This window comes from Emticicia agri, assembly GCF_004168285.1.
Classification (GTDB): Bacteria; Bacteroidota; Bacteroidia; order Cytophagales; family Spirosomataceae; genus Emticicia; species Emticicia agri.
In genome coordinates, this window is record NZ_SEWF01000005.1 from 73,291 (window position 1) to 90,227 (window position 16,937).

The 16,937-nt window shown below is 38.0% G+C and carries 16 protein-coding genes; 7 read left to right on the top strand and 9 right to left on the bottom strand.

Going from position 1 to position 16,937, the window contains the following annotated elements; genetic code table 11:
* The first annotated feature begins 49 nt into the window (after nucleotides 1-49).
* Nucleotides 50-928, top strand: a complete 879-nt coding sequence (locus EWM59_RS04545) for a S1 family peptidase (RefSeq protein WP_130019758.1) — start codon at nucleotides 50-52, stop codon at nucleotides 926-928.
* A 43-nt stretch (nucleotides 929-971) separates the two neighbouring features.
* Here the strand turns inward: EWM59_RS04545 and EWM59_RS04550 are convergent, their stop codons facing one another.
* Nucleotides 972-1,970, bottom strand: a complete 999-nt coding sequence (locus tag EWM59_RS04550; RefSeq protein ID WP_130019759.1) for an MBL fold metallo-hydrolase — start codon at nucleotides 1,968-1,970, stop codon at nucleotides 972-974.
* Nucleotides 1,971-2,428: 458 nt separating this feature from the next.
* Here EWM59_RS04550 and EWM59_RS04555 point away from each other — a divergent pair, with 458 nt between their 5' ends.
* Nucleotides 2,429-3,418, top strand: a complete 990-nt coding sequence (locus EWM59_RS04555) for a YhdH/YhfP family quinone oxidoreductase (RefSeq protein WP_130019760.1) — start codon at nucleotides 2,429-2,431, stop codon at nucleotides 3,416-3,418.
* A 118-nt stretch (nucleotides 3,419-3,536) separates the two neighbouring features.
* Here the strand turns inward: EWM59_RS04555 and EWM59_RS04560 are convergent, their stop codons facing one another.
* Complete coding sequence (locus EWM59_RS04560) at nucleotides 3,537-4,898, bottom strand: M20/M25/M40 family metallo-hydrolase (protein WP_130019761.1); 1,362 nt, start codon at nucleotides 4,896-4,898, stop codon at nucleotides 3,537-3,539.
* A gap of 118 nt (nucleotides 4,899-5,016) precedes the next feature.
* Nucleotides 5,017-5,238, bottom strand: a complete 222-nt coding sequence (locus EWM59_RS04565) for a PspC domain-containing protein (protein ID WP_116985183.1) — start codon at nucleotides 5,236-5,238, stop codon at nucleotides 5,017-5,019.
* 208 nt (nucleotides 5,239-5,446) lie between these two features.
* Between EWM59_RS04565 and EWM59_RS04570 the strand changes: the two genes are divergently transcribed.
* The 5 genes from EWM59_RS04570 (at nucleotide 5,447) to EWM59_RS04590 (ending at nucleotide 8,511) form a co-directional block, all read left to right on the top strand.
* Complete coding sequence (locus EWM59_RS04570; protein ID WP_130019762.1) at nucleotides 5,447-5,641, top strand: cold-shock protein; 195 nt, start codon at nucleotides 5,447-5,449, stop codon at nucleotides 5,639-5,641.
* A 230-nt stretch (nucleotides 5,642-5,871) separates the two neighbouring features.
* A complete protein-coding gene (locus EWM59_RS04575) occupies nucleotides 5,872-6,351 on the top strand; it encodes a hypothetical protein (RefSeq protein ID WP_130019763.1) in 480 nt (159 codons plus the stop codon).
* A gap of 25 nt (nucleotides 6,352-6,376) precedes the next feature.
* On the top strand, nucleotides 6,377-7,066 hold the full coding sequence (locus EWM59_RS04580) for a hypothetical protein (RefSeq protein WP_130019764.1): 690 nt from the start codon (nucleotides 6,377-6,379) through the stop codon (nucleotides 7,064-7,066).
* Complete coding sequence (locus EWM59_RS04585; RefSeq protein WP_130019765.1) at nucleotides 7,059-7,859, top strand: sensor histidine kinase; 801 nt, start codon at nucleotides 7,059-7,061, stop codon at nucleotides 7,857-7,859. The genes EWM59_RS04580 and EWM59_RS04585 overlap by 8 nt, the downstream gene beginning before the upstream one ends.
* Before the next feature lies 1 nt (nucleotide 7,860).
* Nucleotides 7,861-8,511, top strand: coding sequence for a response regulator transcription factor (locus EWM59_RS04590; protein ID WP_130019766.1), 651 nt, complete (start codon nucleotides 7,861-7,863; stop codon nucleotides 8,509-8,511).
* On the opposite strand, the gene EWM59_RS04595 is transcribed toward EWM59_RS04590, so the two are convergent.
* From EWM59_RS04595 to EWM59_RS04620, 6 genes are all read right to left on the bottom strand, one after another.
* Nucleotides 8,512-8,904, bottom strand: a complete 393-nt coding sequence (locus EWM59_RS04595; protein ID WP_130019767.1) for a RidA family protein — start codon at nucleotides 8,902-8,904, stop codon at nucleotides 8,512-8,514.
* A 69-nt stretch (nucleotides 8,905-8,973) separates the two neighbouring features.
* The gene (locus tag EWM59_RS04600) at nucleotides 8,974-10,245 is read right to left on the bottom strand and encodes a 3-coathanger stack domain-containing protein (RefSeq protein WP_130019768.1); all 1,272 of its coding nucleotides are present in this window, start codon (nucleotides 10,243-10,245) and stop codon (nucleotides 8,974-8,976) included.
* Nucleotides 10,246-10,345: 100 nt separating this feature from the next.
* Entirely contained in the window at nucleotides 10,346-10,657 is a 312-nt protein-coding gene (locus EWM59_RS04605; protein ID WP_130019769.1) for a LytR/AlgR family response regulator transcription factor, read from the bottom strand.
* Nucleotides 10,658-10,666: 9 nt separating this feature from the next.
* Entirely contained in the window at nucleotides 10,667-12,217 is a 1,551-nt protein-coding gene (locus EWM59_RS04610; RefSeq protein WP_130019770.1) for a hypothetical protein, read from the bottom strand.
* Nucleotides 12,218-12,399: 182 nt separating this feature from the next.
* The gene (locus tag EWM59_RS04615; protein WP_130019771.1) at nucleotides 12,400-13,038 is read right to left on the bottom strand and encodes a response regulator transcription factor; all 639 of its coding nucleotides are present in this window, start codon (nucleotides 13,036-13,038) and stop codon (nucleotides 12,400-12,402) included.
* A 106-nt stretch (nucleotides 13,039-13,144) separates the two neighbouring features.
* Nucleotides 13,145-16,897, bottom strand: coding sequence for a sensor histidine kinase (locus EWM59_RS04620; protein ID WP_130019772.1), 3,753 nt, complete (start codon nucleotides 16,895-16,897; stop codon nucleotides 13,145-13,147).
* Nucleotides 16,898-16,937 lie beyond the last annotated feature (40 nt).

The following is a 16,937-nucleotide window of genomic DNA, read 5'->3' on the forward strand; positions in this document are numbered from 1 at the left end:
GCAATTCGAGGGCTTTATTTATACCTGAATTTTTTCAAATACTAACCTCATGTTTGCCAAAGCCTACCAAATTGCCAGTAATTATACACAACCCGTTCTTATCTCAACACTTCGCTTCGATGGAACGGTAGAATGTAGTGTAGGTACTTTTGTAATTGTCAACCCTGAAGGTTGGATTGTTACTGCTGCTCATATTTTTGATAGTATGCTGACACAACAGAGGGATGCAATTGAGATAAATCAGTATAATCAGGAAGTAAGCGAGATAGAAAATAACAGGTTTTTATCGTCTCAGGATAAGAAGAAAAAATTAGCTAAAATAAAGTTTAATCCAAAATGGATACGAACTTATTCTTACTGGTGGGGTGCTGATTTACATGGAATAAGCAATATCCATTTACTAACCGAGAATGATATTGCTGTTGGCAAACTGACCAATTATAATCCGCAGTTCTGCCCACAATATCCTGTATTTAAAAAACCTGATAATCTCGCTTTAGGCACAAGCCTTTGTAAATTAGGCTATCCGTTTCATGAGGTAAAAGCCACGTTCAATGAAACTAACAACGCTTTTCAGATTGCCCCTAATGCCCTACCCATTCCTCGTTTTCCGATTGATGGAATATTTACAAGAGAAGTGCTACAACCCAATTCCGGCAATAGTCCTTTTGAAATAAAATTCATTGAAACCTCTACACCCGGATTTCGTGGACAAAGTGGTGGACCAATTTTTGATACCAATAGTCATATATGGGCTATCCAAAGCCGAACCGCTCACTTAGCCTTGGGGTTTTCACCTAAAGTGGTAGTTGATAACAAAGAAATCACCGAGCATCAGTTTATTAATGTGGGCATGGGTGTACATGTAGAAACAATTCTGAAATTATTCAATGTCAACAAGGTTCAATATAACATAAGTGAATCTTAACTGCTAACTTCAACTAATGCACCGATGTTGTCTTCACTCCCCTTCAGGGGTTGGGGGTCAGCACCTCTCCTACTTTCAAGGCCTTTAAATCGCCATTAATTGCCCCTTGCTTTTCCAACTTATGCATTACCCTTAGAGGGTCTCCTAATGGTTCATCGGCTAAATCAAAAGTGCCGTAGTGCATGGGTATCATCACTTTTGCTTTGGTATCATTAAATGCTTTTACTGCATCTGTGGGTGAAGTATGGCTTTGTCCCATAAAAAACTCAGGTTTATAGGCACCTATCCCAATCATGGCAAAGTCAATGGCAGGAAATACACTCGCAATATCTGCAAAATGCTTACCATAGCCCGAATCACCTCCAAAATAAATAGTCTTACCCGCTCCCTGAATGATGTATCCGCCCCATAACTGAAGATTGGTATCATTCAGAAAACGCCTGCCCCAATGTCTTGAAGGCACATAAAAGACTTTTATTGCTTCGGCTGTTTCATATTGCTGAAACCACCCTGCTGTCTGAATTTTACTACTATGCGTAAATCGTTGAATAACAGGAGCTAAATTCAAACCTGTCAGATAAGTAGCATCAGGATTATTTTTCGCTAATAGTTTCAGGCTTTTTTCATCACAATGGTCTCGATGGTCGTGCGAAACTAAAATATAATCTATATTACGCAAATCAGCGGCTGACACAGGCAAGGCTGATTGTCGTTTTATGAGAGAAATATTGAATAATACAGGGTCTATCAGAAAAGTAATACCTGCCAGCCGAATAAAGAAAGAAGCATGCCCTAACCATACAATACAATCCTTTTTTGAGTCAAGAAACCCTTGATTTTGCAATACTTCTGCTCGCCATTGTTCTGTTTTCTTCTCTGATTTCTGAGGATTTCGGGTAAACTGCCATCGCAAAACCTCTTTGAATGAATCAACAAACGGAAATTCATAATTAACGAATCTGCCTCTTTCATCAATAGGTGTTCCATTCCATTCAAACGGCAATTTGAGTGTAGGTAAGTCGGGATTCGAGGTATAAGGCATTTTGTAAAATTGATTTCTTTTTACAATTGAAAGTTGTTTGTAAAAGTTCCATTGGTACCTACGAAAGTTAATCTAAAAATGGACTAATACTATAATATTGCTTCTTGCTTAGTCTCGGGCTGGTACTTTTTGTTGCTGCAAAAAGTAACCCTGACTGGGCGTCCCAAAAGCAGCCATCATTTAAACTCATACAATTAAAAACCCGATATTCTATTTCTTTTTCTCTTGGTTTTTAGCTTGATTTTTAATCGTAGACTAGCCGTCCGCCTCAACAGGAAATGATGTTTTGCGGACGGCTAGTCAAGGTTACAATTTTAGTTGTTATTATTTCAATATTACTTATAGTTCCTTGCGAAACTTAATTTCCTCTGTTCTGAAGTCTTTAGAACTTTAATTAAGGGTTTGTTTCTATTAGCAATAAACTTTTTCACATATTTACTGAAATAACACTGAATACTATGCCAACTTTTCAAGCCTTTTATGTAACCGAAAATGCAGATAAAACATTTTCAAACCAGATTATAGAACGTTCTACTGATGATTTACCTGCCGGAGAAGTATTGATACGTGTCAAATATTCCTCACTTAATTATAAAGATGCGCTTTCTTCTATCGGTAATCGTGGAGTTACCCGAAATTTCCCACATACCCCCGGCATTGATGCCGCAGGTATCATAGAAGAATCAAGTTCTGATGAATTTTCAGTAGGTGAGCAAGTAGTTGTTACGGGCTTTGATTTAGGCATGAATACCGCAGGTGGATTCGGACAATATATTCGTGTGCCTGCCAGATGGGTTGTAAAATTACCAAGAGGTTTACGTCTGAAAGAAAGTATGATTTTTGGTACAGCCGGGCTAACAGCCGCTTTGTGTATTGATAAATTATTACAAAACGAGCTTACATCCGACAAAGGCAAAGTAATTGTAACAGGAGCAACCGGAGGTGTAGGCACAATGACAGTAATGATTCTGGCAAAATTGGGGTTTCATGTGGTAGGTGTAACAGGCAAACCCGAAGGAGAAGTATTTCTTTTAAATTTAGGGGCAAAAGAAGTTATTTCCCGTGAAGCCGTCAATGACCAGTCGGGCAAACCTATGCTGAAAGGTATTTATGCCGGATGCGTAGATACTGTGGGCGGAAATATGCTGGCAACTATCCTGAAGTCTATGCAATATAATGGAGTGGTGAGTATATGTGGCTTAGTGCAATCGCCCGAGTTACCAACTTCTGTTTTCCCGTTTATCCTGCGTGGTGTTTCTATGTTTGGTATAGATTCTTCTGAATGTGATCTTGAATGGAGAAAAAAGATGTGGAAAAACCTTGCCAAAAAATGGAAACCGAAAGGTATTCAGAACATTATAAAAATAGTTACATTAAAAGGATTGTCAAAAGAAATCAAAAAGATACTGAAAGGCGGACAGGTGGGAAGAGTGGTTGTGAGGCTATAAATTTTAAAAATAGAACAGCCACAATGTAAACAAAGATAACAAAATGTTACACAATTTGCTCATTATCAATTGTGCAACTTAGTGTACATTGTGGCAGAAAACATACAATTATATAATCTTACAACCCATATTTATCAATCAAATACACCAAAGCGGCCATAGAAGCGGCACCTAATTGTAGTTCTCTTTCATTCACAGCATCTAATTTATCATTTTGTGCATGATGAAAATCGAAATAACGTTGCGAATCGGGTTTAAAACCAATCAATAAAGTACCCAGATTTCCTAAAGGGCCAATATCTGCGCCACCGCTACCTCTGCCGATTTCAGCCAGCCCATAAGGCGCCAACAGGTTTTTATAGACTGTTACTTTAGCTATCTGTTCGTTGGTACCTACCATGCCGAAGCCTCTTGGGGTAAAACCACCATTATCTGACTCTATTGCGGCAATGTGTTTTTCGTTGTTTTGTTTAGCTAAATCAGCATATTTAGTCCCTCCTCTCAATCCATTTTCTTCATTCATATACATCACGGCTCTGATAGTACGTTTGGGTTTAATACCTAAGGCTTTCATGGCACGTAATACTTCAATAGCCTGTACACACCCTGAACCATCGTCCTGTGCCCCTTCTGCCAAATCCCACGAATCAAGGTGCCCGCCTACGACAATAATCTCATCCGGTTTTTCTGTACCGCGTATCTCTCCTACCACATTGTGCGAAGGTGCATCATCTAAAGTCTGACAGTTCTGTTTGAAATAAAACTTCAGTTTCGGGTTTTCTTTTAATAGTTTGCTTAACAAATTAGCCCCATTGGTACTAATGGCCGCCGTTGGAATCATCGGAATTCCCGGTGCATAACGCATACCGCCTGTATGTGGATTATTATCCTGCAAAGTAGTCATTGAACGTACTATGGCACCTACAGCACCATATTTAGCCGCTTCTGATGCGCCATTGCCACGTTGCCCTACGGCTCCGGCATAGGCTTCAAAAGTATTAATTTTGGTTGGGTCCATCGGGCGGTTAAATAATACTATTTTACCTTTTACTTTTGCTTCGCCTAAAGCCTTCAGTTCTTCAAAGGTTTTTACCTCTATTACTTCTGCTTTTATACCAATAGCAGGTGTTGCTACCGACCCACCTAAAGCAACAATCGGCACTTTGGTTTTCACTTTTCCGTTTTCAATATAGGCTTCTTCTTTGGCTCCTCTTACCCAATGCGGTACCATCACCTCTTGCAGAAACACTTTCTCGAAACCATAATCTTCCATCACCTTTTTGGTGTATTGTACAGCTTTTGCTGCGCCAGTTGAGCCACTCAAGCGTGGGCCTATGGTTTTGCACAGATAAGTTAATGTTTTATAACATTCTCCATTGGTCAGAATTTCATCATAAATTTTTCTGATTTGAAGTGAATCAGTGTTTTGTGCAAAGCCTGAAAATGCACAAAAAAGCAGGAAAAACAGGATTTTCTTCATAGTGTTTGTTTAGAAGTGTTCAGATATTTCATTTTCTCAAAAGTACATTTTTTGAGTAAAATATCCAATGGAATACTTCTAACAAAATAGCTACTATATAGAGTGAGATTGGAAGAATTTAAAACTCCCAGACGGTAGGATTCTTGTGTCTGCGTAAATGCTTACGCACCTCCATCCAGAACGCCAGGACTAAATATAGGATGATAGGAGAGCCAAATGTAAAAAAGGAAGCATAGATAAAATAAAGCCTCACACTACTTGCAGAAAAGTTAAGCTTTTCCCCCAAGCGAGAGCAAACTCCAAAAAGTTGGTTTTCTACGAGGTATCTCAGGCGATTCATTTTTCTTTGTTTTTACAAAAATATGACGAATCTAACAATAATCTCTTAATTAACAATAAAACAACAAAAAAATAATGAAACCTTTTGCTTTTTTGTACAAATAAATATGAGTTTTGTCCAAATATATTTTCTACAAAACTTGTTTTATCATTTAAAATATGTACATTGCAATTCAATTCTTCATTTTCTCATAATTTTTTTTATTTCAATGCAAACAGGTGTAGTTAAATTCTTCAACGAGACTAAAGGCTTTGGTTTCATCGTTGACGATGCTTCAGGGCAGGAAATCTTCGTTCACGTGACAGGTCTCGGCGGCAGAAAGATTCGTGAAAACGATCATGTTGAATACGAAGTTGTCGAAGGTCGCAAGGGTTTGAATGCAGTCAACGTGAAAAAAATATAATTTTTTTCTGAGTACGATTGTTTCAGTTCCACTACCTCACTATTCTACACAATAGTGAGGTTTTCTTTTTTTAGCCAACGTAGTTTTCCGTAATTTCTTAGGGGTTTTTACGCATTTTACTAAGCGGTCTATCATTATATGAATACTTCATTATATATTTCGGGTGTATTTTGAAGTTTTGCCAAAATACCTGCTATTTATTATTATCTAATCTAAAACACCTTACTATTATGGCACTACAATGGCCTTTCTTAAGTGAAAGAATAAGTAAACTCGGAGACCTTTTTTCTTTGAAAGACGTAAAAGACTTTACAGGCAAATTCAAAGCAGAAGTTAATTTAGCCAAAGGAGAAGATTCTCTATCTTCAAAATTTCTGGTAAATGGCGAAGTAAGAACAGGAGAGTTCTTTGGTATTGATAAAATCTACCAGTTAATCACCTTAGCTAAAGAAAAAAGTAATACCATAGCCGGCATCAGAGTTTATTATGGTTTAGCTCACGAAAGTTTTGACAATAAATCAGGAGAGTCAGCCATTTCAACAAGTGCAATTGATGGAGCAGACGACTCATCATTAAGACCTCGTTTATTTTTAGTTGCAGTAGATGAAACCGGAGCAGACATTGAAATTAATCTGAGTAGTCTGAAAGACGTACCAGATGGCAATGGGTTAGGGAATGGTTCGCCACAACCACCATTTGGAAATGGATAAATAAAAACAAGGACTTGGAAAACGAATGAATGGATTAATGGTTTTTTCCACGGTTTCAGAAGTAAGTATTCTTATTCCTGTGGCTATAATTCTTCTCAGAAGAAAATATTTAAGTACAGAATTAAGAATACTTGCTGCTTACGTGGTTGTTACACTCATCAGAAACATTTTTGGCGTAACCTCGGATATACTCTATTTTATAGAGCCGGGTAGAAACTTTCATACGCTGTTTTATTATAACTGGCACTCTATTATAGGATTTTATATCATTGCCTTTCTGTATTTTAGTCTGATACATCATAAATACTGGAAGATATTTATTATTGTAGCAGCCTGTATTTTTACTTTCTTTTCTATTTTAGAAATCCCCTCGGGCTCAATTACTGATATTAGAACTGCTTTTTTCAATAACTATACTTATACTGCTTCAAGTCTGTTGGTGCTTGTCATTGTGTTAGCTTATTTTTACCAACTTTTGCAAGATCTAAAGGTTGAAAATATTACAAAATTTCCCTACTTTTGGGTAAGTGTAGGCCTGTTATTTTATTTTGGAGGCAATTTATTTGTCAACTTATTCCTTATAAAAGCAGCTAAAACTACTACTCAGATGAGTTGGGGCATTATCAACTCTGCGCTTAGTATTTTATTTCATTTGACAATCTTTCTGGCGTTCTGGTATAGCAAATCTTTGAATAAAACTCAGCAGGATGAGTGATTTACAGTTAATTTTTATAGGCTCGTCTGGTCTTATCGTACTAATTACCTTTAGTATCCTCTTTGTAGTATATTATAAGCAAAAACAAGCTGAACAAAAAGTTGCCATACAGGAATTAAAAGCCGAAATGCAACGCCAACTGTTGGAATCATCATTAGAGGTACAAGAGGTAGAAAGACGAAGAATAGCCAAAGACCTGCATGATGAAGTAGGAGCTATGTTATCAATGACAAAAATGAGTTTTAATCAGCTAATAAAAAAACTGAATACATCGGCTGAACTCACAGAGCAAGGAAAAACCACTAAAGAATTTTTGGAAGAATCTATCAGCCAGGTAAGACGAATTTCACGCGAATTGGTACCCAGTACTTTAGAAGACTTCGGTCTTATTTCTGCCATCGATGAATTTATCCAGAAGATTCATATAGCCTCAGGAGTATTATTTATCTTTAACCATGAAGGCATAGAAGATACTCAGCGTTTCGACAAGAAAATTGAACTGACGATATACAGAATAGCACAGGAGTTAGTCAATAATGCCTTAAAACACGCCGAGGCGCAAGAAATTACCTTGAAACTTTCGGCACAAGCACGTAAACTTCTTTTTATTTTTACCGATAATGGCAAAGGATTTGATTTGGAGGCGGTGAAGAAAGATCCTAAATCTGGTCTGGGTTTAAGAAATATAGAGAGTCGCCTGAGTGTGGTAAATGGTACTTTTACATTCAAAACAAGTATTGGACAAGGTACTCATACAAAAATAGAAATCCCATTACCTAAAAATGAATCATGATATGTCGAATATAAGAATTGCCGTAGTTGATGACCATAGTCTGTTCAGAAAAGGAATGATTTCAATTCTACAACTCGTTCCTGACTTTGAAGTGGTAATGGAAGCCACTAACGGATTGGAATTTTTACATAAACTACAACAAACACCTGTAGATGTGGTGCTGATGGATTTACAGATGCCACAATTAGATGGCACTAAAGCCACAGAGATTATAAGAGAGAAGTTTCCGCAGGTAAAGGTGATAATCTTATCGATGCACGATGAAGATAAATATATTCTGCACCTGATGGAAATTGGTGCCAATGGTTATTTACTGAAAGATAATGACCCCGAGGAGGTAGAAAAAGCCATCAGGAAAGTAATTGAGACTGATATTTACTTCAGCGATTTTGTGAGCAAAGTAATGCTTCGTAAAATGACCCGTAAGAATCAGCAAGAAAATAAGATATTCAACTATAAAACCGATATTTCAGACCGTGAAAAAGAAGTTCTTGTACATATATGTGAAGGACTAACAACCACCGAAATAGGCGATATTCTTTCATTAAGCCCCCGGACAGTTGAGGGACATCGGTTAAGAATGATAGAAAAATTAGGAGTAAAGAATACGGCAGGTCTGGTAGCGTTTGCTATCAAAAATAACTTGGTCTGATTAGTTACCTTCCAATACCGCCGTAAATTCAATTTCAACGAGATACTCTTTCTCAATAAGCGCACTTACCTCTACCATTGTGGTACATGGTTTAATAGAGCCAAAAAACTCTCCGTGCGCTTTACCTATGGTTTCCCATTTCGAAATATCAGTGGTAAAAATACGTGTCCGAACTACATCTTTCAAGCCTGCCCCTAATTGTTGCAAAACCTTTTCTACTTTTAAGATAATAAATTTGGTTTGAATGTAGATATCGTTTTTGCCAACTAATTCGCCACTGTTATCAGTTGCAACTGTACCGGTTACTTCTATCAGATTTCCGATTTTTACGGCTCTTGAATACCCGACAATATCTTCCCATTTTGCTCCGGTAGAAATGTTTATACGACTCATAGATTAAAAAGGTCTTTTTTTAAACAAAGGTAGAATAAAAAAGCCCTTTTGCAAATTATGTAATAATTATCAATCGCAAGGATCAGCCGAGATTTTAGCACTAAAAGAAGCGCCGGGTTCTACTTTAAACCCTGGTTTCAGCAGAATAAATTTTCCGGTTTCATAAGAAATAGAAGACTCTGAAACGGTATTGTTTGCTTGTATCAATATCCTCGATTTTTTTTTGGTATTCACAGATAAATCATCATTGACACTACTCAGAATCACCGAATGTACACAAGGGTCTGCTTGTTTTTCATAAGCAAACTGTCTGATTTCGGCAACTGTACCTGCTAAGAAACTAAAATTTAAAGTAGTTGAATTATTAGGTGTAGTACAGAGTTCACCACAAGGAAAACTATAAGTACTAAACGAAAACGTTCCGAACGAATATTTGTCTTCATCAGGGCAGGATGGTGCTTCAAACGGACATTCATTCTTGAACTGTTTTTCTCCGTATAAAAACCTGAAACGGTTATCGTTGGTGTATATACCCATGCCAAAATCATACTGATTAGTCATAGCTACCCAATTTTCGGTAGCCTTATTCCAGAAATTTTCATTATTAGGAGCACCGGGGGGTATATTTGTTCTGTAATCAACAGGCTGATTAGTAAAAGGAGCCGATTCGTTGTAGGTATACCATCTCTCTGCAAAAGGGAAATTGAGATTAATAAATATATTCAGCGAAACCCCAGTATTTGAATTACTCACAGCATAGGGAATATTTCGTGTTTGTTTTGCTGAAAAATGCGCCGAAATACCTTCTAAATCTACCCAATATTCATTGTAGGCTCCTGCATCAATTTTTTTGTAAATGCCAAGACTATCTTTTACAAACCCCCATTCCCATAGTTTAGCTTTTAAATATAGAGTACCCGTACTTTGATTAAACCTGATTTCTTCGGGCAGGCCACCCAGATTATCGGTATTAGTCATGTATTCGTTATAAAAACTTCCTTGCACCAATCCATTCCACTCACGGGTAGCTCCTCCGGCATATGGGAAAACCTCTGTCAGGTATTTAGCGGTCTGGTATGGTCGCCAGGTGTTAGGTTGGTCAGGATAGATACGGGTTTCAAAACCTGCCTGTCTGCCTGCATCATGGTTATTGATTAAGTTGGCTCCATTTGGCATTCTGGCAAAATAACTCACTGCTCCACCCATCCGTTTGTCGAACCCGATTTTTATAATGGTATTATTCAGGTAGTATCTCAGGCTATCTTCCGAAAACATGGTTTGGGAAGCAACCCGGCTATATACTAAAAACAAAAAGATAAATGGAAAATATTTTCTAAACATTTCCTTGAGGTGTTTTAGAGCTAATAAAAGGATTACATGTAAGTCGGACTTATTTCCTGTGCGGTCAGAGATTGGTTTTTGAATGATCCGTATGTATTTTCTATAGCTGAATTTTGCTTAGTAGTTTTCTGCGTCGGCGTGATACTGAAAACCGGGTACCATCATTTAATAAAATACTCATTTCCTTACAACCTGATTTAAGCCATTGAATAGCCGAAAAATTAATTAACTGGCTTCGGTTGACCCTATAAAAATTACAATCTTTTAGCTTTTCTTCAAATATCTGTAAGGTTCTCGAACTTAGTGCCTTTCTATTGTCGTTCAGGTAAACCATCGTATAATTTCCCTGCGATTCAAGATAAAGAATATCTTGTGAGCTGATGTCTTTTTTACTGATTCTGATTGTTTTCATGGTTGTATATTATTTTGAATAAGCGAAAATAACCCCTCTCAAAGCCATATCGGTACCTTGCCAGTTAGACTCACATTCTAATTTCAGATAATAATAATACTTACTGTTATCTATTTTTGTCTCCTTATCAAAATCAGCAGTAGCTTCCCGAATAGTACCGGGAGAAGTATCATCGCTAAGTATAATTACTTCTATGCTTCCTACGGCATCAGTTTGTTTTTCTACGCTGTAGAAAGTCAGTTTCATTTCACCACCTGAATTTTGCTTATAGTTCATTATCATCTTCGACATCAGAGCCCCATCTGGTAACTCCACCGGAGCAAAAGCGTGTGCATCTCCACTCTTGGTACCATTGGCGAAAGAAATCAAGGCTCTTTCTACATTTCTGACAAAAGCAGTTAAAGGTGTAGACGCCGACAAAACAGGGTGAAATCCCAAGGCAGAAACATTGTAGTATAAAAGATTGGCCGAATTGTTTGTACACTCTATCAGATTACCGCTTGCGTCTGTACATACATGGCGTTCACCTATACCTGAAAGACCCGTTGACCTTAAATTTGAAGCCTGAACTGTTCCGGTAGCAGACATACTACCACCCAATTTTAGTTTGTATGTGGTTGACGAAGTGGGAGTTACACCAATATTCACCACGCCATTTTTCTGAATCACCATAGCATTGCTTTGGCTTGCTTCACTCTGTCCGTTACCTATATATAGGAGAGGATCCGTGCTTACCCAACTTGTAGCATTAGAGCTAATTGGCAAATTATAGTAGCCTAATGCAAGAGAATAATAGGCATTAGCTATAGTACCTGTACCAATTGCAGTGCTATAATTTGCCGAAGCTCGCGTGTTTACCCCGATGGCAATGGAACGAACAGACCCATCAGCCAATGAAAACTGACCCATAGCGATACCACCCTCACCGGAAGCATGGGCACTTTCGCCTATAGCAACAGTATTTGACGTTCCATCTGAAATTGCCCCTATCCCAAAAGCCATATTACGATATCCTGAAGCATGAGAACCCTCTCCAATCGCAATCGTATTTGAAGTTCCATCTGATATTGCTCCGGTGCCGATAGCCACATTCCCAACCCCAGATGCCCATGAGTTATAACCCGTAGCAAACGAATGAAGCCCTACATTAGCGGCGTCCCAAGCATTACCATTGACTGTACCAGCCCTGAAAGCACTTCTTGAGGGTATCCACATCATTCGTGTACCGCTACCAGCCACCGGAGCCGTTGGTGGATTAGTTGTATTATTAGCAGTTATCGGCACAATAGTACCATAACTCGACCAAAACCCACCAGCATTTGTATTTTGTATCTCATTGCCTCCCAAGCCTGCCACCGTCCATAGTCCTGAGCCGCCTGCCGGAGTCTGCCAGGTTGCCCTACCCTGAGCATCAGAGGTAAGTACTTTCCCTGCTCCTTCACCTATGTTCATTAATCTGAGTGGGACACGGGTTTTAAAGGAATCCGTTCTTGCCTCTACAAATTGTGCATTTGCCTCAAATGTGGCTACAGATAAAAGAAGTAAAAATATTTTTTTCATGGTCTGATCTGTTATTTGATGGATACAAAGCTAAACCATAAAAAATCACCATGCACCTACTAAAGTTAGTAGGTGCATGGTGCAGATAACTCTTCTAATTTTACTCTTATTGTCTGTAATCCCCTATTTATTCTAAGAACTAAAGCTTCACTATACAAGACTGTTCAGGCTGCGTTTTACTATTATACTATCTGCCGCTTTACTGCTTTTGAGATAGCTTCGGTAGCAGAGTTTACATGTAGTTTTCTGTAGATATTTTTGAGATGGAAGTTGACTGTTGAGATACTTATTTTACACTCGTCGGCAATCAGTTTATAACTCATCCCTTTTACAAGGCAGTCTAAAACTTTTTGTTCGTTCACCGATAATTCCTTGTATTCTTCTTTGGCAAAAGTCTGGTTTTGCTGTTGAAACATAGTCCAAACCTTACGGGCTATTACGGGAGGCATAGGCGAACCGCCCTGAGATACTTCAATAATGGCTTCTATGTATCGTTCAGGGCTTGAGTCTTTTAATATATAGCCACTTGCACCTGCACAGATAGAAGCAAAAATGCGTGCATTGTCTTCAAAAACTGTCTGCATCAGAATCTGTACATCAGGAAACTCTGCTTTAATCAGTTGTACTGCCTCAATACCTGTAATGCCAGGCATCTGAATATCCATCAGTACTACATCAGGTTTATCTTTACGAACAACCTTAATTACCTCATTGGCATTCGGATAAGCCCCCGTAAGCAGTAATTCTTCCGCTACTCTGATTGTTTCAGCCAACAGTTCCCGGATTTCCCGGACATCTTCAAAAATCGTTACACGTATCATAAAGTAGTTAGAAAAGAATTTTTGTAAAATTCACGATAATCTTCGTTCCTCACAACTACTAAAATTAGTAGGAAAAAGTCTGTTTCATCAGGTTCAACCATAAGGATTATTGAAAAGTAAAATTCAATTCTATTGTTGTACCCTTGCCAATAGTGGAACATATCTCTACTTTCCCTCCTAATGTTTCGGCTCTTTTCCGAAAATTAAGTAACCCGTTTCCCTGATGGGTGTCTTTGGTATCAAAACCTCTGCCATTATCTTTAATCGTCAGTTTGCCATGTTTGCCAAAAGCTGACGAAATTAATCGAAAATCAAGCTGTACTTCGGTTGCTTCTGAGTGTTTGGCAATATTATTAATGGCTTCTTTAAAAAAAAGATACAAATTGCGCCTGTTCTGGGTCGATAAAGGGATGGCAGGTATCTGTTCATCAATTGCCAGATTCAGTTCTATTTGTTTGGCAGATAACATTTCTTTAGCAAACTGCACCATACGGTCGAGCCACTCGGCAGAATCATCATTCTGCGGATTCATGTCATATACGGCTTCTCTTACCTGCCGCATCATTTCTCTTGAACGACTACTGATTTTATTGAAAATCTCTGAAGTTTCAGGACCTGATTTCCTGAATTTCATGCGATTGAGTTCTGAAAACATCGTGAGGCTACTCAAAGATGCGGCTAAATCATCATGTAGATTAGTTGAAATCTCGTTTCTAAGCATCTGCTGCCTTTGTTGTTCTTTCTGGCTACGACGTAACCTATCGCCGAAAGCTACCGAAAACAACACGATTTCGAGCATTGAACCCACCATCAGGTAGTATTCCTGATTCATAGCCGGAATCACATTCAGGTTTTTTAAAGCAACTATTATAGCAGCTATTGAGATACTGACCATAGCTAAGGCATAAAGCCAGATAATACGGATATTGCGAGAAACGTAGTTATATACCACATAGCCCTGTATAATCAATAGAATAAAGGTAAGCCCGATGCTTATAAAATTAGAGTACCACTCATAATGAATAAACAACAGACCACTGAAAAGGAGAATAATATAGGAAAACCACTGAACAGGCTTGATTAAACGAAGCAGATTTACCCTCAGATTCAGGAACTGAACAGTAAAATAAATCATGAAAAAAGAGGAAATATTCAGAAAAAGTAAATGTCCTCTATCATTCAACCATGAGTTTGACCATATATACTGGTAAAAAAAGCCGTATAAGACTGCCTGTAATCCACCGAAACACAAAACATAAAAAATATAATATACCAAAGCCTGCTCCCGGATAACCAACCACAAAAAGAAATTGTATAGTACAATGAGGAATATAAAACCAAAGTAAATACCCCAGATTATCTTGCGGTTTGACATGGCCTGAAAAAGTTCTGATTCCTGCCAGAAATAGATAGGAAATTTTAAATCCTCAGTACTTTTGCATTTCAGAAAGATGAGGTATTCCTGATTTTCAATCATATCAATTTTAAAGATAGGGTTGGCATCTTTAATGGTATTGAGGTGGTAAGGATAGTGGTCGCCTGATTTTTTAGAATGGATAACACGGTTGTTTTCTACCACAAATAAGTCTATCTCGTTAATACGGCTATTGGCTATTTCCATCAGCCACTGCCTGTCGGCCAGATTCATTACCCGCATCATCAACCATACAGGTTTATTGGCATAACCAAAGTTTGGAATATCATTGGTTGTGGCTTTAAACTTCCTGATAAATGTTTGGTCTTCCAGCATAGGTCTTGCATACCGATTGTCTTCATCGACAAATGCCAGACAACGATTACCTACAAAAAACTGATTTTCTTCTTTAACTAAGGTGAAATTGGGGGTGAATATACTTTTAGTAATGTTGTCGGGATAGAATCGGTTAAATCCATTGACCCCTCCAAAAAACAACTCGCCATCAGAAGCCTGAAAAGAACTGTATCCGTTAAACTCGTAGGCTTGCAGGCCATCGTTCAGGTTAAATGCTGTGAATCGCTGTTGATGGGTATCAAAACGGGCTATTCCTCTGTTTGTACTTACCCAGATATTATTGTTTTTGTCAATCTCGCAGGTATAAATAAAGTTATTAGGCAGGCCGTCTTCGGTTGTATAGGTTTGTATAAGTTTATCTTTTAATGAATAACGCACCAGACCCTTACTTGTACCAATCCACCAGATTGATTGGTCTTTTGCTAATTGTGCACAAATGGGAATACCTTCCCTGACAATTTTAGTCACAGTAAAATGTCTGAAATTATCCTGGGTATCTAATTGCCAAAGTCCCTCATTATATACGCCAACAAAGTATTTCCCCTCTCCTACTTTCTTTAACAAAGAAATTCGCTTATTAGGAAGCACTACTTTTGATTGAAATTGTTGTGTTTTCTTATTAATAAAGTAAATCCCTCCTTCTGTTCCTACCATCATCGATTCTGTGTCTTCTTCTATACACCTGATAAAGTTTGAGAGTACAGGGTCTTTCCCTTTGGTATTGTTCAGTTTCTGAATGCTATAGCCTTTCATTAGCGCCAAACCCTGCGATGTGCCAATCCAGATATTGTCAGAAGAGTCTTTTTTCAGGTATCTGACCGTATTAGAGGGTAATGGGTTTTGTGTATTATCGTTATAAAAACGCTTGACAACACTTAAATCCTTATCATTTAATATCCAAAGGCCGCTTTGTTGCGTACCTAATAGCAGTTGTTGCTTCTGCTCGTCTTTAATAATAAACCTTACCGAGTAATTTAATAACTGCTTGGGAAAATCTTGGGGAAACGGAATTCTGAAACTGCTTAAATTATTAGGTAAAATCTGTATCCGGTCAATACCATAAGGGTCGGTATTGGCCCAGATAATTCCATCAGAATCAATATATACCTGGCTTATCTCATTGATATAGAGGTTATTTTTATCTAAAAAGCCTTCATTTTTTATTTGTGCAAAGGTTTGATTAGCTATCGAATACCTTAATAAACCATGTTTCTCTGTACCCAGCCACAAATTCCCTTTGCCATCAGTATCCAAATCAAATACTACATTGATCGGCTTACCTTTTTCGTATTCATTAATGAGTTTTATTTCGTTATGGATATAATCAAAACGTACCAGCCCCTCGGCAGTTGCAATCCATAATAGATGATTTACCGGAAGAATTTTAATAATTTCAAGTGGTTTGCCTGCTTTATTCTGTGGATGATTGGAGAAGAAATAGGTAATATTATCTTTTTTACCCGCCGATGTATCTAATCTGATAACGGCATCTGAACTATGAATCCATAATTTACCATCGGCATCGAACTGGGTGGAATTAACCGTACGAAAATAGCTTGTTTTAAAAGACTGATTCGGTAATACGATTTGTTTTTTTCCGGTTCTTATAGGCAGTTTTACCAGACCTTCAATAGCCGACCAATACCACACCATGCTATTGACAGCTTTAATGGGAAAAACCTCACTTTTAACTGCCTTGCCTTGCTGATTGGTAATATGATATTGTTTGAAATCATTTGAGACATAGCTATATCGGTTCAGGGCGCTTTCGGTGCCTATCCATAAATCACCGTTTTCGTCTTCAATGAGTTTCTTTATTTCAATGCCATCTATGCTGTTTTTTTTCTTTTGCGAGGGTCTGAAAACCGTAAAAGATTCTCCATCCCACTTATTCAGTCCGTCTTGTGTACCAAACCACATGGTTCCTCTCGAATCTTTCAGCATGGCAAATACAGAGCCTTGCGAAAGTCCTTTTTCGGTTCCGTAGTGGTCTATCCTATAATTGAGTTTCTGGGCATAAACCTGATTCAGCAGAAAAATGCCCGATAAGAAAAACCACCTGCATAATAAAAGCTTTTGGCTTGGCATGATTAGTAGCTAATTTTCAGCTTTTTAGCAAATATACGAT